General features: G+C 49.6%; 21 protein-coding genes. 4 read left to right on the forward strand and 17 right to left on the reverse strand.

Annotated features, from left to right (window positions below):
• Nucleotides 1-31: 31 nt before the first annotated feature.
• The 3 genes from MKY82_RS17110 to MKY82_RS17120 all read right to left on the reverse strand — a co-directional run bounded on the left by MKY82_RS17110 (nucleotide 32) and on the right by MKY82_RS17120 (nucleotide 3,643).
• Nucleotides 32-952: a carbohydrate ABC transporter permease gene (locus MKY82_RS17110; RefSeq protein ID WP_007130200.1), complete on the reverse strand. Its 921-nt coding sequence runs from the start codon at nucleotides 950-952 to the stop codon at nucleotides 32-34.
• Nucleotides 953-964: 12 nt separating this feature from the next.
• A complete protein-coding gene (locus MKY82_RS17115) occupies nucleotides 965-1,864 on the reverse strand; it encodes an ABC transporter permease subunit (RefSeq protein WP_028404878.1) in 900 nt (299 codons plus the stop codon).
• Nucleotides 1,865-1,933: 69 nt separating this feature from the next.
• The gene (locus tag MKY82_RS17120; protein WP_339293914.1) at nucleotides 1,934-3,643 is read right to left on the reverse strand and encodes an extracellular solute-binding protein; all 1,710 of its coding nucleotides are present in this window, start codon (nucleotides 3,641-3,643) and stop codon (nucleotides 1,934-1,936) included.
• Nucleotides 3,644-4,175: 532 nt separating this feature from the next.
• On the opposite strand from MKY82_RS17120, the gene MKY82_RS17125 reads away from it, so the two are divergent.
• The gene (locus MKY82_RS17125; RefSeq protein ID WP_071219080.1) at nucleotides 4,176-4,385 is read left to right on the forward strand and encodes a hypothetical protein; all 210 of its coding nucleotides are present in this window, start codon (nucleotides 4,176-4,178) and stop codon (nucleotides 4,383-4,385) included.
• A 653-nt stretch (nucleotides 4,386-5,038) separates the two neighbouring features.
• On the opposite strand, the gene MKY82_RS17130 is transcribed toward MKY82_RS17125, so the two are convergent.
• The 10 genes from MKY82_RS17130 to MKY82_RS17175 form a co-directional block, all read right to left on the reverse strand.
• A complete protein-coding gene (locus tag MKY82_RS17130) occupies nucleotides 5,039-5,512 on the reverse strand; it encodes an HIT family protein (protein WP_339217353.1) in 474 nt (157 codons plus the stop codon).
• Between the two features lie 148 nt (nucleotides 5,513-5,660).
• On the reverse strand, nucleotides 5,661-6,137 hold the full coding sequence (locus tag MKY82_RS17135; protein WP_339293915.1) for a GNAT family N-acetyltransferase: 477 nt from the start codon (nucleotides 6,135-6,137) through the stop codon (nucleotides 5,661-5,663).
• 65 nt (nucleotides 6,138-6,202) lie between these two features.
• Complete coding sequence (locus MKY82_RS17140; protein WP_194542861.1) at nucleotides 6,203-6,796, reverse strand: GNAT family N-acetyltransferase; 594 nt, start codon at nucleotides 6,794-6,796, stop codon at nucleotides 6,203-6,205.
• Nucleotides 6,797-6,803: 7 nt separating this feature from the next.
• Nucleotides 6,804-7,415 (reverse strand): TetR/AcrR family transcriptional regulator, encoded by a 612-nt coding sequence (locus MKY82_RS17145; RefSeq protein WP_220685147.1) that lies wholly within the window; start codon nucleotides 7,413-7,415, stop codon nucleotides 6,804-6,806.
• A gap of 389 nt (nucleotides 7,416-7,804) precedes the next feature.
• Complete coding sequence (locus MKY82_RS17150) at nucleotides 7,805-9,709, reverse strand: sensor histidine kinase (RefSeq protein ID WP_339293916.1); 1,905 nt, start codon at nucleotides 9,707-9,709, stop codon at nucleotides 7,805-7,807.
• The gene (locus tag MKY82_RS17155; protein ID WP_339293917.1) at nucleotides 9,672-11,312 is read right to left on the reverse strand and encodes a response regulator; all 1,641 of its coding nucleotides are present in this window, start codon (nucleotides 11,310-11,312) and stop codon (nucleotides 9,672-9,674) included. Before MKY82_RS17155 ends, MKY82_RS17150 begins: the two co-directional genes overlap by 38 nt.
• Nucleotides 11,313-11,337: 25 nt before the next feature.
• On the reverse strand, nucleotides 11,338-12,594 hold the full coding sequence (locus tag MKY82_RS17160; RefSeq protein ID WP_339293918.1) for an FAD-dependent oxidoreductase: 1,257 nt from the start codon (nucleotides 12,592-12,594) through the stop codon (nucleotides 11,338-11,340).
• Nucleotides 12,595-12,663: 69 nt separating this feature from the next.
• Nucleotides 12,664-14,178, reverse strand: a complete 1,515-nt coding sequence (locus MKY82_RS17165; RefSeq protein ID WP_339293919.1) for an extracellular solute-binding protein — start codon at nucleotides 14,176-14,178, stop codon at nucleotides 12,664-12,666.
• Nucleotides 14,179-14,334: 156 nt separating this feature from the next.
• Nucleotides 14,335-15,210 carry a carbohydrate ABC transporter permease gene (locus tag MKY82_RS17170; protein ID WP_113059795.1) on the reverse strand — a complete coding sequence of 292 codons (876 nt, stop codon included), beginning with the start codon at nucleotides 15,208-15,210 and terminating at the stop codon, nucleotides 14,335-14,337.
• A gap of 13 nt (nucleotides 15,211-15,223) precedes the next feature.
• A complete protein-coding gene (locus MKY82_RS17175; RefSeq protein ID WP_113059794.1) occupies nucleotides 15,224-16,171 on the reverse strand; it encodes an ABC transporter permease subunit in 948 nt (315 codons plus the stop codon).
• A gap of 188 nt (nucleotides 16,172-16,359) precedes the next feature.
• On the opposite strand from MKY82_RS17175, the gene MKY82_RS17180 reads away from it, so the two are divergent.
• From MKY82_RS17180 to MKY82_RS17190, 3 genes are read left to right on the forward strand one after another with little or no spacing between them, the layout of a single operon-like run.
• Nucleotides 16,360-16,599, forward strand: coding sequence for a helix-turn-helix domain-containing protein (locus MKY82_RS17180; protein ID WP_339293920.1), 240 nt, complete (start codon nucleotides 16,360-16,362; stop codon nucleotides 16,597-16,599).
• Entirely contained in the window at nucleotides 16,554-17,240 is a 687-nt protein-coding gene (locus MKY82_RS17185) for an IS3 family transposase (RefSeq protein WP_339293921.1), read from the forward strand. The genes MKY82_RS17180 and MKY82_RS17185 overlap by 46 nt, the downstream gene beginning before the upstream one ends.
• On the forward strand, nucleotides 17,134-17,613 hold the full coding sequence (locus MKY82_RS17190) for an MBL fold metallo-hydrolase (RefSeq protein ID WP_339293922.1): 480 nt from the start codon (nucleotides 17,134-17,136) through the stop codon (nucleotides 17,611-17,613). The genes MKY82_RS17185 and MKY82_RS17190 overlap by 107 nt, the downstream gene beginning before the upstream one ends.
• A gap of 62 nt (nucleotides 17,614-17,675) precedes the next feature.
• Here the strand turns inward: MKY82_RS17190 and rarD are convergent, their stop codons facing one another.
• The 4 genes from rarD to MKY82_RS17210 all read right to left on the reverse strand — a co-directional run bounded on the left by rarD (nucleotide 17,676) and on the right by MKY82_RS17210 (nucleotide 21,241).
• Nucleotides 17,676-18,554 (reverse strand): EamA family transporter RarD, encoded by an 879-nt coding sequence (gene rarD, locus MKY82_RS17195; RefSeq protein ID WP_113059791.1) that lies wholly within the window; start codon nucleotides 18,552-18,554, stop codon nucleotides 17,676-17,678.
• 211 nt (nucleotides 18,555-18,765) lie between these two features.
• Nucleotides 18,766-19,620 carry an RNA polymerase sigma factor SigJ gene (gene sigJ, locus MKY82_RS17200; protein ID WP_113059790.1) on the reverse strand — a complete coding sequence of 285 codons (855 nt, stop codon included), beginning with the start codon at nucleotides 19,618-19,620 and terminating at the stop codon, nucleotides 18,766-18,768.
• Nucleotides 19,621-19,702: 82 nt separating this feature from the next.
• Nucleotides 19,703-20,527: an SDR family oxidoreductase gene (locus MKY82_RS17205; RefSeq protein WP_339293923.1), complete on the reverse strand. Its 825-nt coding sequence runs from the start codon at nucleotides 20,525-20,527 to the stop codon at nucleotides 19,703-19,705.
• A 93-nt stretch (nucleotides 20,528-20,620) separates the two neighbouring features.
• Nucleotides 20,621-21,241, reverse strand: coding sequence for an FMN-dependent NADH-azoreductase (locus MKY82_RS17210; protein ID WP_220685137.1), 621 nt, complete (start codon nucleotides 21,239-21,241; stop codon nucleotides 20,621-20,623).
• Nucleotides 21,242-21,338 lie beyond the last annotated feature (97 nt).

The raw sequence follows: 21,338 nt of genomic DNA on the forward strand, positions 1-21,338 counted from the left end.
GGCAACATCGACTTGCGCCGTGTCCTTAGCCTTAGCCCTTCACGCTTCCGAGAACGATGCCTTTTACGAAATATTTCTGCAAGAACGGGTATGCCAAAATAATCGGAAGCGAGCCGAGAAAGATCTGCGACGATTTCAATGTCCGATCCGAAATCAGCGCCAAATTCAGCATATCGTCCCTCGACATATTCGACAGGTTTTGCTGGATTACGATCGTTTGAATATAGCTTTGCAGCGGATAATTGGACGGGTCTCCCATCAACAGCAGTCCGTCGAACCAGCTGTTCCAGTGCTCAACCATGGAAAACAAAGCAAGCGTGGCAAGCGCAGGCTTGGATATCGGGACAAATATCGACCACATGGTCCGCCAGTGGCTTGCTCCGTCGATGAGGGCCGCCTCTTCAAGCTCCTTCGGAATTTCCCTGAAAAAATTAAGCAGCAGAACGACGCTGAACACGGGAACCGCGCTCGGCAAAATCAATGCCCATATCGTATCCAGCATGCCGTATTCTTTTATCGTCGAATACCAAGGAATCAGACCGCCATTAAACAGCATCGTGATGAAGAATATCCAAGCGTACGCGCTCCGAAGCCGAAAAGAACGTGTCTCTTTCGATAACGGGTAGGCAATCAACACGGTCAGCAGCAAATTAAGCGGAGTCCCCAAACCGATCCGGGTGAGCGACACCAACATCGAATCCCAAAACTCGTGACGGCTTGCCGTATACATATAGGAAGCCAGCGTCACGTCGACAGGCCACAGCTTCACATATCCCGCCGAAGCCGCCGCGCTGGAACTAAAAGAAACCGCAATGATATGAATCAAAGGAAGAACGCAAATCAGCGAGATCAAAATCAAGAAAATGGCATTGATCAGGGAAAACCATTCAAACCGCCTTTTTTGCCGGATACGGCCCCCTTCAGCCGAAGATGGCACCAATCGTTGCTGCATCGTTTTCCCCCCTTAAAATATCCGGTATTTCGCAAACCGATAAGCCAAAAAGTAGGAGCCCGATATCAGCGTGAGCGATATGACCGATTTAAAAAATCCGACCGCCGTCGCCACCCCGTACTGGGCATCAAGCAAACCGATCCGATAAACGAACGTATCCAGAATGTCTCCGCTTTCGTACACTTGCGGGCTGTATAAATTAAACACCTGATCGAAGCCGGCATTCAGCAGCTGTCCCAGGCTCAACACCGACAACAGGACGATTACCATGCGCATGCCCGGAATCGTAATATGCCATATTTTCCGCCAACGGTTCGCCCCGTCGATCGTTGCCGCCTCGTATAACCCCGGATCGATCCCCGTAATCGCGGCCAAGTACACGATCGTGCCGTACCCGAAGTTTTTCCATACGTCGGAAGCAATGAGCGTGAACGGAAACCATTCGTTATCGCCCAGGAAAAAGATCTTGGGGATGCCAAGCAGGCCGAGAAACCCGTTGACGATGCCTCCCGACGGGGAGAGGATATCGATCAGGATGCCGCCAAGCACGACCCAGGACAGGAAATAAGGCAAGTAAATGGCCGTTTGGACCGATCGCTTGATCACATTGTTTTTGAGTTCGTTCAACAGGACGGCGAACACGATTGGAACAATGAGCCCCAAAATGAGCTTGAAGCTCGAAATAAACAGCGTATTCCACAACACCTGCGTAAAATTCGGCAGGCTCATCACATACTCGAAATTGTCCCATCCGACCCATTGCTGATCACCGAAGAGGCCTTTGGCAGGGATAAACCTCTGAAACGCGATCGTGATGCCGGCCATCGGAATGTAAGAAAATAAAACGATTAGAATCAATCCCGGCAATATCATCACATGGAGCGGCAGCTCTCTTCGCCATTTCGCTTTCATTCGTGAACCTCCAATTCGTAGGTAACAGGTTCGGAGGGAGTAACGACAAGGTTCTCCCTCCGGCCCGGATTATCGCTTCGCCTGTTCGTACCACTCGTTGACTTCTTGCGTGATTTGATCCCCGCCGAGCTTTTTCCAATCCTCTACGAACTGGTCGAAAGTGTCGATGGATTCGCCTAAAATAATCTTGACGAAAACCTCGTTTTGCATTTTTTCGAGCGTCGTCTTGCGCTCGACCATCGTCGGCGTCGGAGCGCCGACGAATTTTTCCTGCAGGAATTGGTCGTTTTTATCGTATTGGTCGGCGATTCCCATGGAACCCTGTTCCCCGTATATCCGTTCCCAGCCCCATAGCGCAAAGCCTTCGGATGAGCCCGATTCGTAAGCCTCCAGTTTTTCCTGGATCGTCTTGGCCTCTCCGGTTAACTTCGAGAAGTCGCCGGCCTTGCGCGCAGCATCGATTTCCCGGAACGCATCCACGTTCTTCATGACCGGATACGGCGTGACCGGGGACAGCTGCCACACGCTTTCGGCTTCCGGCGGCGCAAAGTATTTATCGAATTCGGCGGTTTTCCCCCAGTTTTTCTCGAGATGCAGATTGAACATTTTGATGACGGCTTCCGGATGGGCCGCATCCTTCTTGACGGCGAAGAAACGGGTGGTGCTGAATTTTAGCGGCACCTTCGGTGCTTCACCCGATTCGGATACGATCGGGAACGCTTGCCACTGCGCATTCGGATCGTTATCGCGGTTCAGCTGAAGCGGCCAGATGGAATTCCACTGCTCGCCGTACTCCATGCCGATCTTGCCGGCCGAGATTTGCTCCGAAACCTTGCCTCCGTCTTTGATGCCGAACTCTTGGTCGATCTGTCCGTTTTTGGACATCTCTTGCAAAACCTGAAGCGCCTTTTTCACTTCCGGCTGGATGCTCCCAAAGACGAGCTTGCCGGAGTCATCCTCGATCCAAATGTTAGGGTAGGCATTATAGCCGGCCATAAATCCCTCAAGCCCCATCGCGCCCCCCCATAAATCCTTGGTAACGCCAAGTCCGTACGTATCCTGCACACCATTCCCGTCCGGATCGTTCTCCGTAAACGCTTTCGATATGGCCAGTACGTCAGCCATTGTCTTCGGAGGCTCAAGTCCCAGCTTCTCCAGCCAGTCCGTCCGGATCCAGATGTACATCGACCGCTCGATTGAGGATTCCAGTTGAGGAATTGCCATCAGTTTCCCGTCGAACGTCGCGGCGTCAAAAGCACTCGTCCCTTCTTGAAGCAGCACTTCCTTCGTCATCGGGGAAGCGTACGTTTCGTAAAGTTCCGTCATATCCATGATTTGGTCCGAATCCGCCAATTGCTTGAGCTGGGTGGCGTTGACCGGAATCACGTCCGGAAGGTCGCCCGAAGCCAGCGTCACGTTAATTTTCTGCAGGTATTGGTCGGAGGTTGGACTGCCTTTGACCACCCATTTGTACTTGACTTTGATGCCAAGCTGTTCCTCATACAATTGCGTCCATCGATTGTTGTCGATCGTTTCGTCTTTAAGCACGCCCAGCACGTTATTTTCCACGACGTCGCTAAGATCCCTTACGAACGATACCTCGATTGGCGGATCATATTTGCCGAAAGGGCCGTCATTTGCTACGGTGCTTGGATCGGTCTCGGCCGTTTCGTTCGAGCTGCCGCTGCCGGACCCGCTGCCTCCGCAGGCCGAGAGCAGGAGTGACGCCATGAATAATACGGATATCGCTCTCCGCCATACTGAATTCCTTTTTTGCATTTGCATCCCCCGTTCCAATGGATTCATCATCTGTACTTGGTTACGCTTTCATTATCACCGACCTCCCTTTGTTCCAACAAGCCTCAACTCTTTACATCACTTCTCCGCTGTTTACCCTTATGCAATTTTGTACATGACAAAGCCCCGACTTCGTGATTGAGGTCGAGGCTTCGCTGATCCGTAAAATATTTTATATTTTCTGTTCCTCTATTTAAACGTTTGTTGAAGCGTCAATAGGTCTTCCCATATCCCTCCAGAGGATATGGTTACCATCATGTATTCGTCCACATAGTCGTATTCCCATTCCATAAATAAAAAAGCAATCCGATAACCTATTAATAAAAAGAATAATATGACAATAGGCTGCCATATATAATCTTCTTTTTAGATATGAATAGAGCCTCTAATCGCCATTTAAGTTATTCGCATTGAAAATGGTTTAAATACAATTAATACAATATAATGATTATGAACTTTCATAAGAGGATTTAATTTCAAGGGTTGTTCATGTTAAGGGTGGTGAAAAATAGCTATGCGTAAAAAAGATAGGAACGTAACAGGTATTCTATTGGCCATAATTTACTGTGTTGTTCTTTTTGAGATTTTAATTGATGCACCCCCTGGTGAAGCTCCAAATAATCCGCCTTGGGCTTACGCAATGATTCCACTTGGAGCTGTTGTAATCACTTCTCTTTTTGATTTTGTGATCAAATTCGATTTCTTCAAAAAAAAGAAAAAGTGAATGGAGTGCACATGTATTGGATCTCACAACTTCTCCGACAGGGCCGGCCGCGATGCGGTTAGTCGGTGCGGATGCGTCGCCTAATCCTGCTTCACTGCCTATCTTTTTTCATTTTTACTGATAAATGATTAAATCTCTATCGCTTGCTCGGCATTGAACATATAGTTCTAAAATGGTGCCTTTTGTTAAAACAATTGGGTAGTTTTTTTACCATTTCCTTTTCTTTCTATTTCCAAATAGGGCTAGCTTCAGCAAATAGGCTCCGTCTTTTTTGATAAAAGGAATGGTTGCAATACCTAATACGACGATATATATAAATGCAATCGTAAAACAAGTTGAGGTAATTTTAGAGTATTGGAACAAACTCGGAGTATCCGTAAAGTAGCAAATCAATTTCAAGATAGATATGTTCAAGGCTATGGAGACCAAAGCCACAAACCCTGAGAGTGTACGTTTTCCCTCATTTTCAAGTTTTTGGGCACGAAATATCATCGACCAGAATAAGGATGTCCATATATAATACAGAATAACAATCAAAAACCAAATAAACCATAAAAATGCTAAGATTAACAATAGTATGTTCCCCAACTCCTTCGGTGAAATCGTTGACAGGTTCATCTCCTACTAGGGTTATCATCCGCTACTCCTAGACCTTAAGTGTTTTTCTTTATCCAAGAACGCAACTTATCTGCATAGAAAGAGCGTTCATCTGGATCGGACTGAGAACCCATTGTCAGATAAAGTTGATCATTCTCATATCTAGGGTAAACATGGAGATGATAATGCCACACGTCTTGATTGCCAGCAGGTTCATTATGTTGCCGCGTAGATATTCCATCACATCCATATGTACTTTTCATTGCAAATGCTGTAAGCTGAGCCGCGCGGTGAATTTCCACAGCGTAATCCATAGGAAGTTCAAAGATGTTCTCGAAATGTTGATTAGGAACAACAAGAACATGCCCTTTATTGTTTGGCCACCATTTGCTCGCGATAAATGCCGTTACCTTTTCATTCTGATAGATGATTTCCCTTTGTTTTGTTCCCTGATTAGGTCGCTCGATACCCCAAATACGACAAAATGGACATTCGTATCCTTCGGGCTTATGTGAAAATGATGCTGTCATCTTTCTCACTCAACTCCTTTCATTTTTCTCCAAACAGCTATTAGACGCAGGCAGCTTCTGTCCGTTGCGTTATTGTTAGCAAAACGCGGCTTCCGATCCATCCGGCAGCCGCGTTATAGTTATTTATCAAGCTAAGGTCACCCGTCCGTTAGTTCAACCTAAACTCCATTTTTCTACTCTTCGTTGTCATTCCAAATGATGTATAAAACGAACATGCAGAAGCATTGTTCTCCGATACCCCTAATTCAATACTATCGACTTTCAGGCTTCCTCCGAAATCAATAACATATTGCATAAGTCTCTTTCCCACGCCCTTATTTCTATACATTTCGGAAACACACAAACTATTTACATATAATAGCTTTCTCGCATTTACAAATGAATTTTCCGTTATGTCTTCTTCCTTCGTCACTACTAGTCCGATTATCTCTAAGCCTATGGTAGCAACAAAAATATGCTGTTTGTGATCAATTAGCTGGCTTAAGAAAAATTCCTTCCCGACTGGAGTTGAGTTTTCTTTATACAAATCGGGTCTTTCAAAAACGTGGAGATCATGAACCTGCCTAAACAAAGGTAACAAAGACTCGTAGTCATCTTGGTGAGCGTTTCGGATAGATATATCCATATTTCTGGCCTCCAATATTTTAACATATTATATCATGATTTATTTTCGGCTTTTTCTAATCTGCATTATTTCGAATATTTCAATGATATAAGGTAGTTGATCCCGATCTTCTTTGCCCTTTTCATAGGTATTTGCCTGCGTTTATATTCTTCAAAACCTAATTTAGAATAGAGTTTCATGGCTGGGATATTGGTATCAGCAACTTCTTCAATCAAGTAAGCCTCATAAGGTGTATCCTCAAGGATATGACGAATCATTTGAGAAGCAATACCTTGCCCCCTGAATTCGGCAGCTGTTCCTACGAATTCGATTGAACCTACACCAGGTGAAGGATTAACAAAGGGAGTTTCAAATTCTTTTTTCAGGAAAATACCAGCTAAACTTCCTTTATAAATGCCTAAATGTTTGCGAAGCTCCTTTGTATCAAGTTTAACCGAGAGTGAAGTTCCATCCGTGCAAGAAGCCATTCCGATCACTTGTCCCTTGTATAAAGCCACATAAAATTGATCCAGAGCGAACATATGAGCGAACGCTGCAGCAATCTTCTTAGGATCCTTGGAGAAAAACCCTAGCCATTGTGTGAATCCCTCTGCGAATATTTCAGATATCCCTCGCCTCACATCAAACTCGGCCTGATCAGCTTTAACCACGTTAATCATGGTTTGCTCACTCCCTTTCCTTAAATAAAAATGCGGTGAGGATAGATGGAGAGGGCATGGTAAAGTTGCTCTTTAGTAATACTTTCATCTGAGCCAATCCCTGAATTGACGCATAAAAAAGAGCTGCCATTTCCTGCGCATCACCTGAGTGAAATTCTCCGCGCTCTTGCCCCTTTCGAATGAGCTGTGCCGTAGAATCAAGCAGCCTGGCATTTACCTGGAGGATCTCTTCATAATGTTTCGAGGCTGTGGCGGCTCCAGCTAATAGAGATTGATTAATAAGGATCAGTAGATGGGTTAGTTCCTCCCCGCTGATCATGTCCGTGTAGACTTCGTCGACAAACTGTGCCATCAACTTTTTAGGGGATTGGTCGGATTCAAAGAATGTAATATTGCGTTTCAATCCTGCAACCGCGTAAGCAACCAACTCATTAAATAACTGATCCTTGTTTTTGTAATGACGATACAGCAGCCCAATGCTAATGCCAGCTGTATCCGCAATATCTTGAACATTCGTCGAGCCAAAACCTTGATTAACAAATAAATGCATCGCGGCTGAATGGATTTTTTCCCTAGTAACATTGCGCATTTCTTCAAACTGTTCCTTGCTGCGTGGCAAACAGTTCCCCCCCTTTTTTTAATGAATGAAATTTCACTCATTATATAATATTGAGAGCGAAACAACAACATTCAACTCCAAATTAGCGAAATCAACTTTTACTTATCTATCCGGTAACCGGCCTTTACGGCAATCGGGACAAGAACTTATACCGATAAAACAAAAAAGCCGCTAAAATAGCGACTTTCAAAAGGACCATGTTTATGTACACCGACATCACAATTAGTCCATATTGAGCCGAACATAATAAAAATCAGTTCAAAAATTAATACGGAATGGCTCCGAACCAGCTTTCTACATCTCTACTAGTATCAATCTCGTAAGTCATTTTCATAGCGACTTCATGATTCAGCCTCTTTTTAGCCTGGGATACTTTGTGCAGCTAAACTTCATGAATTCCGGGAGGTCGCAAGCTCTGCTTTCATCCGGACGGTGACGGAGGTACCTACACAGAGCTTCGACGAGACGCTCAGGCCATACCCCTCGCCAGAGTACAGCTTGATCCGCTCGTTCACGTTAAACAAGCCGTAGGAGCTTCCGTTGCCCGAATGATCGCCAGAGCCGACTCGCTCCTCCGTCAGCAGACGGCGGGACAGCTCCTCGTCCATGCCGATGCCGTTATCCGAAATCACGAAAACGATGTCACCTTGATCCAACTCCACAGTAATATTGATAAGTCCCTTCCGGTCCTTCGCCTTACGTATGCCGTGCAGCAACGCGTTCTCGACAATCGGCTGCAAAATAAGCTTAGGCATACGATATGCTTCCAACTCATCCCCCGCAGCCACTTTGAAGTCGAACGAGCCGAAGAAGCGGCTCTGCTGAATTTCGAGATATACCTCTGCCAGCCTTAGCTCGTCCGTCACGCTTACGATGGTATTGCCTTTATTGAGACTCAGGCGGAAATACTTCGCGAGACTGTCAATCATCATGCTGATGTCGGTCGCGCCCTTACCGATGGCGATCCAGTTGATCGTATCCAGCGTATTGTAAAGGAAGTGTGGGTTGATCTGCGCCTGCAGCGCCGACAGTTGGGCTTCCCGTTCGCGAATCTCGGCTGTGTAGTTTTCTTCGACGAGCGTACGCACACGCAGGATCAGGTGATCGACGCTTCGCTCCAACATATGGAAGTCACCATTAACCGCCGGTAACTCATGTAGACCGTCAATCGCATCCTTGCCCTCCTTGCCTTCCTTCCGGATGACAGTGATCACGTGGTTGACGCGCCGATTCATTCCCCTCACGATAATCGCCAGAAGGACAAACGGAAGGATCAGGAACAACGCGACATATTCGATCAGCGAGCGCCACTCTGACCGCTTTGTCAGTCGCTGCGTAGCCGGCGACAGCTGGGATTCCGTTCCCTGGGCGACAAGCTTCCAGCCCGTCGGGTCAAGCGTCGTATACAACACATCGCTTTGTACATTGTTCAGCAGAAGCGACTCTGTTCCTTCCGCCCCCTCGTTCAGCGCATCCAGCATGTGAGGTTCAACCGCCGTGCCGATAAGCGCCGCATCAGGGTGATAAACGACTGCGCCATCCTCAGCAACAAGGTATACCGCTGTGCCCGGGGCGAACTGCAGCTCAGATAGAATAGTGGAGAGGATGTCTTGACGGACGTCGATCATGAGCACACCGGACACTTTGTCATAATCATCGGGATCCCGCAGCATACGCGCAGCAGATAATATCGTCTCATTGGGCGCACCGAGATACGACTCCTCATAAACGCCCGTCCATACGATTCCACCATTTCCATCGATGATGGAATGAAACCACGGTCTAACCATCAAGCTATCCAGCGTGAAGAAATTGATTCTCTCTTCCGCATACAGCTTAGATTTGTCCACGAACACCCGAACATGGAACACATCAGCATTAGACTGTACGGTCTCGACCAAATACCTCAAATCCTCAATCACCTTGATCTGTGTACCGATGGACTGATCATCCGAATTAATCGATAAGTACGAATGCAGGTTTGCGTTCATGAAAGCGGCGTCGCTTATATCCTCGATGCGCTCCAGCCGGTAGGAGAGATTGCTCCCGGCCTGCTTAAGCGCTTGCTGCATCGTCCGGATGACCTCGCCCCTCAGAATATCCGCAGAACGCGCGTAATAGCCATACAAGAAAATGCCCGCCGGAAGCACAATGAGCAGCAGATACGCGATTAACCAAGAACGGGGGATCGAGAAACGGCGAATCGCCGCTGGCTGGCACAGCGGCGAAAGCAGGCCTGTTACAACGTTCCAGGCTCTACGCATGAGAATCCCGGTACGCGCTAGGTGTAACACCCGTCACCTTTTTGAACAGCTTTGTGAAGTAACTGGGGTCAGTATATCCGATAGCATAGCAAATATCATAGAACTTGTACTGCGGATCGCGCAGCAGATTCTTCGCTTTGTCCACTCGCACCTGGGTTAAATATTCGCCGACGGTTTGTCCCGTCTCTTGCTTAAACAGGAGACTGACGTACGTGGAAGACAAATAGACCGCCTTGCCGATATCGGCCACGGTAAGCCCGCCGTTAGCGTAGTTCTGATCGATATACCCGCGTACTCGCTCAATGACGTTTGCCACCTTGCCAGTCCGCTTCTCCCGGATGTGTTCGCTGACAGTCGCCAGATACGATTCGATGAGCCCCCGCAAATCCTTTAACGTCTCCTTCGCGTACAACGCCTCCGTTAGCTCTGCTTCCATGATTTCCAGATCGGGGTCCCCCGCGCCAAGCTCCATGAGCAGCTGTCCAATCCCAAGCACCAGCTGCATGCACAGATTGCGGCCGTACTTCAGGCCGTCCGGGCGGGTGTAGGACAAGCTGGCAAAAATCATCTCCACGGCTTCTCTAATCTTGTCCTCATCGTCCGCCTTAAGTGCGGAGATCAGCTTCTCGTTAAGCTCAAAATCGTATCTACGCATGGCGCCGTCCTCCGGCCCCGCCCCCTCCAGACTGTCCATTGTGATGATACGGTTTTTGCCGAGGTACCACTTGTAATCGGCCGCTTCGCGGGCTTGCTTGTAAGCTGGCGCCAGTCCGGATAAGCCGCCTGCCAGATCGCTAATGCCGATCGTCACGCCGATCTTGAGCCAGCGCTCCAGATTGGAGCGAAGATCGCCGGCCAGCGCAAACAATGCCTCCGCCGCTTCGGTTGCTGAATCGCCGCCGGGCTCCGATCCCTGCAGAACGCCTACAAATTCGCCGGTACGATGCTCGAAGGCATACCCTCGCATATGCGTATCCAGCAGCTCCTCGTAGACGTTCAGCACCGAATACCACAGCAGCTGGCGGTCGCGCTCGGAACGGCTGGCCATCACATCGGCAAGATCATCCACGGAGACAACCATCACCCAATAGGAGGCGTCCACGGGCAAATTCAGTCCCAGAAACGATACCCGCTCCGCCAATTCCGACTTCGGCGCACCCTCACTGATCATGGAGAGCAGGAACTTCTCACGCAGGAGCGGCATACCTTCCTTTAGTTTAACAAGCAGCTCCTGCTTATGAATCCGTTCGGAGCTCTCCGCGTCCAGATCGGCAACGACGCGTTCAATGACCGTACTCAGCTCCTGCAAATTAACCGGCTTGAATATATAGTCGACCGCGCTGACCTTCATTGCCGACTTGAGATAATCGGCGTCGTCGTGCCCGCTGACGAATATGATCTTAATGGAAGGATATTCGGCCGAGATACACTGCGACATTGTAATGCCGTCCATAGTCGGCATCCGGACATCCGTGAGTATAAGATCGGGCTGATCACGGGTGATCATCTCGAGAGCCACGTCTCCGTCATCCGCTTCGCCCGCCACTTCAATTCCGTAAGCAGCCCAATCGAAATAAGTGCGCAGGCCCGCCCGGACCGCCGGTTCGTCATCCACGATAAGCAATCGATACATCGCCCGCCATCTCCCTTCTCCTAATTTATCGGCCTAACAGTCTAGCGTCTTGATTGGCAAGCTCGGCTTGCACCTTGTCGATGTCTACTTCGCGAACGGACACGCCGTCTTCGAGGGAGATTGCGGCCGCAATGCCCGCTGCTTGACCCAGCGCGTAACAAGTCGCTTGGACGCGCATCGAGGACATGGCGACATGCGTTGCGGAGATCGATCTGCCCGCAACGAGCAGGTTGTCGATATCGCCGATAGGCACCATCGTGCGATACGGAATATCGTAGCCGTCGACGCGGCGCTCGTCGGTTGTCTTGCCCGCGTCCGGGCTATGAATATCGATCTCGTAATTTGTTTGGGCGACCACATCCGGGAAACGCGTACCGCTTACAATATCTTGTTCAGTCAACGTGTATAACCCTTCGATTTGATTGGTCTCCCTAACACCTGTCTGCGGAGCGATGTGTGCGATGGCATATGTCTCGAAGCCCGTTCTCTGCAAATAATGCGCAATGGAGAACACCTGCTTAAGCGCTTCGGTCTCCGCGTAATTGACTTGCTCCATATCGGCTCCGTTCGCCTTGACGCGCGACATGTTAATCAGCAACACGCCGTCGTCGCGCTGCTTCCAATATAACCTGCGCCCCTGCGGCAGGTCGGATACCTCCTCGTAATAATAACAGCCATCCGGAAGTATCTTCTCTACTGGCTTTCCCGTATCCTGCATCGTAAACATAAGTGTCATCGGCTGCGTGAGTCCATCAGACTCGCGGCCCGAGCGGTAAGGAACACCCGCGTCGATGGCTACTCGCGCGTCGCCCGTGCAATCGATGATGACATCACCTTCTATCGCTCTTAGGCCTTCGCGCGTCGAGACGATAACCGCACCGATCCCCCTGCCGCTGCGTATCGTACCAACGAATTCACAATGGAAGTAGACCGATACGCCTTCCTTTTTCATTTTGTCATTCAAGTATTGGCGTAGCAAAAATGGCGAATATTGCGGCGCGATCGATTCGTCGTGGCCGGCGGGCAGATAGTCGGCCAGCATCTCCTTGACGATCTCGCGGTAGATGCCGGTCACATTACCGACAGGCATAAACACGCTTACGTTGGCAAGCGTCCCCATCCCGCCGAGCTGAGCGGACTTCTCCAGCAAGATCACTTGTTTGCCGCGTCTGGCCGCGCCAATGGCAGCGGCTGTCCCCGCAGGTCCGCCACCGATGACGACGACGTCCGCCTTGGTATGGGTTTTCACGTGACGTTCGAACGAATACACTGCATTATTCATAATGATCTCTCCCTTAGATAGAAGAAGCGGTGTATGCAAAAAATAGGATCACCGCCGCTTATCCTGTTATTATTTAGTCGTTGCGTACCAGTCGTTAATTTCCTTGGAAGCCGCTTCCCCGCCCGCTGACATAAATTTGGATTGAAAGTCGGCAAGGCCGTCGATGGACTCCGCGCCGGCAATCAGTTTGACCGTGTAGTCGCCAACCATTGTGCTCAATTGCTGATTCGTCTTCGAATATTGCTGCATGTACGGAGCAAGACCCAGAACGTTTTTGATTTTCACTTCGGCAGGCTGCTCGTTGTTGAGGAAGTTAAACGCTTCGAACATAACCGGGTTTTTGCGAACGCGCGCTTGCCAGTATTGCGGATAGTTTTCTTCATCCGTGCCCGCCATGTAGTTATTAGCCAGGTTGCGCTCGTCGGTGAAGATCGGCTGGATTGGCTCGTATGCTCCGTCTACTATTTTATAATGCGTGCCTTCCACGCCGATGGCTATATTTTTGAACGTTTCCGGCTCCAGGCTTGCATTGATCCATTTGATCGCATCTTCCGGATGCGTTGATGCTTTCGGGATGTACGTCAGACGGTCAAATCCGGCGTTTGCCGCGAAGCCGGCTTCACCGTTAGGGCCTTTAAGCGCCGGCACGAAAGCGAATTTGGCCTCCGGCTTGGTCTTCGCAAGCGAATCCGAGATGGCCGGAATGTCCGCCCAGTGAACGACAATGGCGCCAGCCACGCCGCTTGCGAATTTCTCCTTCGCCGTAGCGTCCTTGTTGGCTACGAATTCTCGGTCGATCAATCCTTTCTCATACAGGTTGCCTACGTAAGCGACATAATCCTTAAATGCCGGGTCCATGACACGTGGCACGAGCTTGCCGTCTACGTCGTTCCATGTGTTGGCGATGCCGAACGCGCCTACGAGGTTGTCAATCATCGATTGGTCGCCCTTGATCGTAAGCGGCACATTGCGGTCGCCGTTGCCGCCTGGGTCCTTCTCCTTGAACTGCGTTAGAACGTTCGTCAGCTCTTCGGTCGTCGTCGGCATGGACAGACCCAGCTTGTCGAGCCAATCCGTACGGATGAGAATGGAGCTGTTGATATCGTACGTCACGGTTACCGGGAGTGCATATAGCTTGCCATTTACCTTAAGCGCTTCCAATGATTCCGGCTTTATAGCCGCCTTAATATTTGGGCCGAATTCGTCGATGAGCGGCGTCAGGTCGACGAGCGCACCCTTCTGCGCATAATCCGAATACAAGGCCATGTCGTTATAGGAAGTGACGATGTCATACGCTTCGCCGGAGGACATGATCAGGTTCAGCTTCTCCGCCCACTTGTCTTGAGGCAGCATATCGTATTGCACTTTGTAGCCCGTTTTTTCTTCGAGCAGCTTGGCTACCGGGTATGCATTGTATTCTTCGTTCTGCCATACGTTCAGTCGCTTTAAGACTGGCTTCTCCGCATCCGGTTTGGTCGTCGCTTCGTTGCCCGTGTTCGTTCCGTTGCCGGAACAAGCAGCCATCGTCATAACCAGAAGCGCAGACATGGCCATGACAGTCATAAGTTTCAATGCTTTTTTCATAATGAGACCCTCCTGCAATTAGTATAATCTATATCATTAATTTCCCCACAACGTCCCGATGACGGGGCGATACTCCGGTACCTGAAGTCATACCATGACGTGCATCGCATTGCGGGTAAAGTTAATGCCTTCGGAAGCTGCCTTACATGGCCGCAATCAACCTTTAACGGAACCGATGAGCACGCCTTTGATAAAATATTTCTGCAGGAACGGATATACGAGCAGAATCGGGATCGTGGATGCGATGACCGTTGCTGACCGGACGCCTTCCGCGGGCACGTTCATCAGATCGTCGGCCGTCTTATCAAGCGCCGAAGATGTATCGGCGTTCATGACGATGTCCTGCAGGTACAATTGCAACGGCTTCAGCGACGAGCTGTTGATGTACAGCATCGGGTTGAAGTAGTCGTTCCAATAATAAACGGCATAAAACAGACCAATCGTCGCAAGCACGGGACCGCTTAGCGGCAAAATGATACGGAACAGAACCGTCAAATTGCTCGCGCCTTCGATCTTGGCGGATTCCTCCAGGCTGGCCGGCAAGCTCTCGAAATAACTCTTGATGACCAGCATGTTGAATACGCTGATGAGCGCCGGCAAAATGAGTGAGCCTAAATGGTTAATGAGGCCCAGCTCGCGGATGAGCAGATAGTTGGGGATGATTCCCCCGTTAAACATCATCGTGAAGATGAACAAAATGATAATGATGCCCATGCCGGGAAGCTCGCGCTTCGACAACGGGTAAGCGGTCAGCGCCGTAATGAGCAGCGACGCGAGGGTACCGATAACCGTAATCAGCACCGATATCCACAGCGAGTTTAGAAACTGGCTGTTCGTGACAACGAATTTCATCGTGTCGAGCTGAAACCCGACAGGGAAAATTCCGACCTGGCCCGACAGGATGGCCCACTCCTCGCTGATCGACTTGGAAAATACGTTTACAAACGGAAGCAGTGTAATAAGCCCCATCGCAATAAGCACAACGTAGATAGAGCCATCCAGCATAACATCTTTGACGGTTTTCCTATACATGGTCGTTCCTCCTTTACCAGATGCTGCGATTCAGGAATTTGCGGCTGAGCATGTTGCCGATGACGATTAGCAGGAATCCGACCGCTGAATTGAATAGGCCAACCGCCGTACTGAAGCTGTAATCCTGCTGGCCGAGTCCCATCCGGTACACATAGGTGCCGATGACGTCCCCGGTCTCATACACGAGCGGATTATACATGGTCAAAATCTGTTCCGTCCCCGCCTCCAGCAGGCTGCCGATCCGCAGGATGAACATCAACACGATGGTAGGCAGCATGCCCGGCAGCGAGATCGACCACATCTGTCTGATACGCCCCGCTCCGTCAATGGCTGCGGCTTCGTATTGCTCCTGTTCGATGCCCGCGATCGCGGCGATAAATACGATAGCGTTCCAGCCGATTTCCTTCCACCCGGCCGTGAAGACAACCAAGCTGCGGAACAGGCTGTTGTCAGTAAAAAACGAGATCGGCTCTCCACCGAACGAACGGATGATTTCGTTCACGATGCCGCCGCTTGGTGACAGGATGTTGAGGAACAACCCCGAAATAATGACCCAGGAAAGAAAATGCGGCAAATAAATGATCGTCTGGATCGTCCGCTTGAAGAACATGCGCCGTACTTCATTGAGCATAAGCGCGATGACGATCGGAATCGGGAATAAAATCGTTATTTTGTACAAGCTGATTAGCAGCGTATTAACTAGCACTTGCAGGAATTCATCCGATTGCAGCAACCTTTCGAACTGCGCCATCCCTACCCACTCGCTGCCGGATATGCCGCCGAAGATGTTGAAATCCTGGAAGGCAATGATGATCCCGTACATCGGCGTGTATTTGAACAATAACAAAAACATCAGACCCGGTATAAGCAGCAAATACATATCCAAGTTGCCTCTAATCAGCTTCCAACGCCGTCGGCCGGCGTCTAGGAGGGTTCCTTCTCCTCCGCTGCGTTTGTTCACGATCTCCACCTACTTTTCTCTGTCTTGTCTCTTATTGTAGGGAAGGCGGCCCAGAGGGAGTAGAGGTCGATCCTTTTATTTCTGGTCTTTTCCGACACAGTTTGGGAATGGACCAGGGACTTTAGCGGGCACCGGCAGCTTCGCGTGTCACTTATGAGACGAAGTTAGAGGCGGTACGCCTTCACCTAGTGGAAGGGTGTACCTATCGCAAGATCATGGAGCGGTTTGGGATTGCTGACAGACATCGTCTAAAAGTATGGATGAAGAAGTATAAGGAACTGGGCGAGTTTGGACTTGTGGATCAGCGGGGGCGACGTAAGGAATATATCGACCAGAACAGATACGTACAAGCGCTCGAACGGGAGATCAAAATATTAAAAAAGTGCTTGGAAATCTGGATGCAGAAGACGAAACGTATAGATATCTAACGATAGAGAAGGCTGCCAAAGACTACCCGGTCAGCACACTCTGTAAGATCTTTGGTGTCTCCAGAAGTGGCTACTACGCTTTTTTAAAGCGAAAGAAACTAGATCGCGATCGAGAAGATAGAGCGCTCGTGATGAAGGTTTATAAGCACTACAATGGTGTTTACGGTTACCGCCAGCTCCAGTTGTTCTTGCTGCAAGACCATGGGGTCTGGATGAATCATATGAAAGTGCTTCGGCTCATGCAGGTGTTAGGTATACGCTCTCGTATTCGACGGAAGCATCGTTGTAACTACGTTTCTTCTACTGAAGGACGCGTAGCTAAAAATTTATTGAAACGGGATTTCCAAGCAGAGGCGCCCAACCAGAAATGGGTTACCGATATCACGCAATACCGTGTAGGGGAATTCTGGCTGTATCTGTCCGCCATAAAAGATTTGTTCAATAATGAAATTATTGCCTACCAAACAAGTTATCGAAATGACAATGAGCTGGTACTCCAAACGTTCCAACAGTTGGTACCATCGGGAGGTTGTCTTGATCGACGCCGGTATTCCCTACCGGTTGCCCGTTTTTCAAGAAGTAATGGCTCAAGCCGGGATCCCCTTGGACAAACTCAAAAAAATCATTTTAACCCACCATGACTTGGATCATATCGGAGGGTTGACGGAGCTTCTGAACGCCATACCGCACAAAATCGACATACTTGCCACCGAAGAGGAAAAACCTTATATCCAGGGAGAGAACCGCTGCCGTATTGATCCCGATCTTATCCGCTCCCGCCCGCAGAATCCGCTCCAATCAGCTTTTCGAAATACAAAATCGTCAAACATCGCAAAAACTAGTATTAAACTAACGGCAAAACAGAAACAGCGGCAGCTTTGGACGAGAAAATTAAGTCCTAAAACTGCCGCTGTTTTATGGGGCTATCGTTGCACGTTAGCTAAATTCAATATAGGTATGGCCGCAAAAAAGTTGTTGAGCTCAAGTATGCCAGATTACACCTCAAACGGATAACGGCCATTTCCGTCGCATTGAACGGAAATGGCCTGTATGATGGTACTGAGGTACCTGTGCCGTCAGCTTGCCTTCGCAATTTTTGTGCTGCGAACCGATGCCGTAGCGTATACGACGAGCGCTGTCCAAATGAGTGCGAAGCCGATGAGTAAAACCGGCGAGACCGATTCCTTGAACACGAATATGCTCAGTAACAGCATGATCGTCGGCCCGATGTACTGTACGAAGCCAAGCGTGGACAGAGTCATCCGGGCGGCCGCCCGCGCAAAGAAGAGCAGCGGCAGTGCCGTAACCACGCCGGAGAGAAGCAGCTCGACGAACATAGGCGCAGGCAGCGTCCATGCCGTCGTCTTTCCCACGACGGCCAAATAGATCCAGTAGCCGAGCGCGACGGGCAGGACTACTGCCGTCTCTGACAACAAGCCCACAGAAGCGTCTTGCGCGATCTTCTTCTTCGCGAGACCGTACAAGCCAAACGACACGGCCAGCGAAATAGCGACCCACGGGAACCGACCGTAGTCGATGGCGATGATGAGCACCGCGGCACCAGCGATGGCAATCGCTAACCATTGGCCGCGGTTTGGCTTCTCACGAAGAAAAACGACCGCTAATAGTACGTTGAGCAACGGGTTCAAATAATAGCCGAGACTTGTCTCGACAACATGGCCGTTGTTGACCGCCCAGATGAAGATGAGCCAATTAGCAGCGATCAGTAGTCCGCTGGCGGCAAGCGACATCAAGAGCGAACGACTAGCCGCAATCCTCTTTATGTCACCCCAGCGGCGCTGGAGGGCGACGAGAATACCCATGAAGACGAATGACCAGACAACCCGATGTGATAGAATTTCGCCTGCCGGCACATCGTCAAACAACTTCCAATAAAGCGGGAGAACTCCCCACATGATATACGCGATAATAGCGTTAACCAACCCACTGTTCATAATTAGTTCCCCTCTTCTCACTCCGATGCCTTATCGAATTATACGCCTCGATCCTCGCTTAAGTAAAGGAAATAATGGGCCAGCTTGCAGGCATTCACGCTCTTGTCCGGCTGCCGTTGTATTAGCTATAGTCCTCCCGTTAGCTTAGTTAAGCCGCATAGAGTGCGACTTTCAAGGATTGTTATATTATCTCCGCAGACACAGCTACCGGCTAAACATGCGTAAGCTTATCCGGGTTTCTAACGACATAGATTCTGTCAAACTTTCCACGTCGGTGTTGTAAAAATATAACGGCTGCTGTTCTGCCCTCAGCGCGTAGTACGATACCTGTCTCACCGTTCAAAGGGCTAAACTCGGCGTGTACGCTGCCCTGAGACTTTAGCGCATGGAGCGCCCCGGCTAAGATTAGGGCCACTTGATCGCGAGTCTGTATTGGAGAAGTAGCCGCGACTACCTTTCCACCTCCGTCGGTAACGAGGATGACATCTTCACTCAGTAGGGACAGTACGTGATCGACATTCCCTTGCTCAAGGGATGTGAGGAATCGGCTAACCCAATCCAAATCGACTGCTTCGGCGGCGACCTGCTCTTCCTCGGATATTCCCAACTTGCTTCTTGCCCGGCTCACCAGCATACGGCAATTCGTTACTCGCTTGCCGAGTAGTTCGGCTATTTCGGGATATTCGAATCCAAGTGCCTCACGCAAGACGAACGCCGCCCGTTCTGTCGGAGTCAACCGCTCAAGCAATACTAGCATGGCATACGATAGCATATCGCGACGGACGACCTTATCGACCATATCCTCCTCCGGTGTCCGAATCGGTTCGGGAAGCCAGGGGCCGACGTACACTTCCCTCTTTCTCCGAGCCGACTTCTGCAGATCAAGACAGCGATTGGTTACCATTTTGCACAAATACGCTCTCGGCTCCTTCAATCGCTCGGGCTGAATGTCGCACGCCTTAAAAAACACATCCTGCACCGCATCCTCAGCATCTGCTGTAGAACCTGTCAATTGATACGCCAGCGTGAACAGAAGCGCTTTATATTGATCAAACAATTCCTCCATACACATTCTCACCTTTTCCGGATTGCAAATAATAATGCCCGCTTCCCATGCAACATTGCTGAATTTTCTCGCAGGCTCACCACTACAGGAAAGCTTCGGAGTGATCGGTCACCCACTGTTGGAAGGTGCGAGGTGCCCGGCCGGTTACTTCTTCCATTGTAGGAAGCACTTTAGAGAATCGTTGACCTTGTTTAGACAGATCAAAGAGAGCTTCCACCATTTCCGGAGGCATATGTCGAAGTAACTGTTCACGTGCGAGATCGTCTGTGATCGATTCAAACCCGATTTCTCGCCCCAAAACCTCGCCAAGTATTCGCATTTGTTGCCGACGAGTTAGCGATTCTGGTCCGGTTAACGTATAAACCTTCCCTTCATGTCCGTCAGTGCTTAGCGCTTTTGCGGCGACGGCAGCAGTGTCCCGCGAATCGATCACTGGAATGCTGAGGTCGCCAAACGGTACCCGGACAACCCCCTCGGACCTGATCGAATCTGTCCATCGGAGCGTATCGGTCATGAAGCCGCTCGGCCGCAGGATTGTCCAGGATGCGCCCGATTCCCGGACTGCCTGCTCGGCATTTAAGTGAAGTCGCGCAATGGCATTTTGTACCCCAACTTCAACGGTTGCCGCTGAGAGCAATACGATATGCCGAACCCCGGACTGCCGGGCGATCCGCGGGAATTTAAAGTCGGCGGCTAGCGGTAACATCCAAAATACTTTTTCCACGCCGTCAAATGCGGATAAAAGTGACTCCGGCTTCGTTAGATCTCCGGCCACCCCCTCAACTCCTACAGGAAAATTCGCCTTCTCGGGATCACGGCTGACCGCCCGCACCCTATAACCGTCCTGGTGCAGCAACCGCACCACTTCACGGCCTACAGAGCCTGTGGCACCTGTAACTAAGATCATATATATTTCTCATCCTTTGCTATTCTTTGTAGGTTAGGTCGATAGATCACTATACCGGCTGAGATGGCGGTATAGTGTGATGCTTGTAGTGCATTAAAATCCAGATGCTACTTTTGCTGCTTCAGTCAATCCGGTTTCAATGATTTGCTGGGCGCGGTCTTGGAATTGATTGTGGCCTTCTACGACAACCGTTTCAATCGTTGTGATTCCCCAAAAACCGAGCATGCTTTTTACGTAATTAACCGACATCTCCTTTTCAGCCAGCGGGCCTTCAGAGTAAACGCTGCCACGTGCGTTAAGGAGCACCACTTTCTTTTCACTTTGCAATCCTACCGGACCTTGTGCTGTGTACTTGAATGTTTTCCGCGGTTGGCTAAGATAAGACAGGTAGGTGAGCAATTGAGCCGGAATCGTAAAATTCCAAAGCGGGAACGCGATTACGACTTTATCTGCTGCGATAAATTGATCTGTGTAGCGATTAGCGATTTGGACTGCTTTTTGTTCCTCGGCCGTTAGTTCACCGCCGCTGGCAAGCTTGATAATGCCCGAAAACATTTCGCCATTGTAATAAGGCAGCTCCACTTCGAACAGGTCCAATTCCGTAATATTGTCGCCCGGGTTTTTCGCCCGGTAAGCATTTACGAAAGCGTCGTAGAGCTTTATGCTGACGGATTGATCACGATCATTAGCTTTAATGAATAGTACATTTGCCATTTATATTCCCTCCTGGTTTTCCTGAAAAATTTTCCCGCTCTTGAAATTAGGATGATGACAGTATCAAGGTAAGAGATGCTAGCTCTCTCCGAAATCA

It is taken from the genome of Paenibacillus sp. FSL W7-1279, assembly GCF_037969845.1.
Lineage (GTDB): Bacteria > Bacillota > Bacilli > Paenibacillales > Paenibacillaceae > Paenibacillus_AQ.

Excerpts from the sequence above, each read along its gene's own strand:
- MKY82_RS17110 (WP_007130200.1), bottom strand. The coding sequence starts at position 952 with ATGCAGCAACGATTGGTGCCATCTTCGGCTGAAGGGGGCCGTATCCGG.
- MKY82_RS17115 (WP_028404878.1), bottom strand. The coding sequence starts at position 1,864 with ATGAAAGCGAAATGGCGAAGAGAGCTGCCGCTCCATGTGATGATATTG.
- MKY82_RS17120 (WP_339293914.1), bottom strand. The coding sequence starts at position 3,643 with ATGCAAAAAAGGAATTCAGTATGGCGGAGAGCGATATCCGTATTATTC.
- MKY82_RS17125 (WP_071219080.1), top strand. The coding sequence starts at position 4,176 with ATGCGTAAAAAAGATAGGAACGTAACAGGTATTCTATTGGCCATAATT.
- MKY82_RS17130 (WP_339217353.1), bottom strand. The coding sequence starts at position 5,512 with ATGACAGCATCATTTTCACATAAGCCCGAAGGATACGAATGTCCATTT.
- MKY82_RS17135 (WP_339293915.1), bottom strand. The coding sequence starts at position 6,137 with ATGGATATATCTATCCGAAACGCTCACCAAGATGACTACGAGTCTTTG.
- MKY82_RS17140 (WP_194542861.1), bottom strand. The coding sequence starts at position 6,796 with ATGATTAACGTGGTTAAAGCTGATCAGGCCGAGTTTGATGTGAGGCGA.
- MKY82_RS17155 (WP_339293917.1), bottom strand. The coding sequence starts at position 11,312 with ATGTATCGATTGCTTATCGTGGATGACGAACCGGCGGTCCGGGCGGGC.
- MKY82_RS17160 (WP_339293918.1), bottom strand. The coding sequence starts at position 12,594 with ATGAATAATGCAGTGTATTCGTTCGAACGTCACGTGAAAACCCATACC.
- MKY82_RS17165 (WP_339293919.1), bottom strand. The coding sequence starts at position 14,178 with ATGAAAAAAGCATTGAAACTTATGACTGTCATGGCCATGTCTGCGCTT.
- MKY82_RS17170 (WP_113059795.1), bottom strand. The coding sequence starts at position 15,210 with ATGTATAGGAAAACCGTCAAAGATGTTATGCTGGATGGCTCTATCTAC.
- rarD (WP_113059791.1), bottom strand. The coding sequence starts at position 18,554 with ATGAACAGTGGGTTGGTTAACGCTATTATCGCGTATATCATGTGGGGA.
- sigJ (WP_113059790.1), bottom strand. The coding sequence starts at position 19,620 with ATGGAGGAATTGTTTGATCAATATAAAGCGCTTCTGTTCACGCTGGCG.
- MKY82_RS17205 (WP_339293923.1), bottom strand. The coding sequence starts at position 20,527 with ATGATCTTAGTTACAGGTGCCACAGGCTCTGTAGGCCGTGAAGTGGTG.
- MKY82_RS17210 (WP_220685137.1), bottom strand. The coding sequence starts at position 21,241 with ATGGCAAATGTACTATTCATTAAAGCTAATGATCGTGATCAATCCGTC.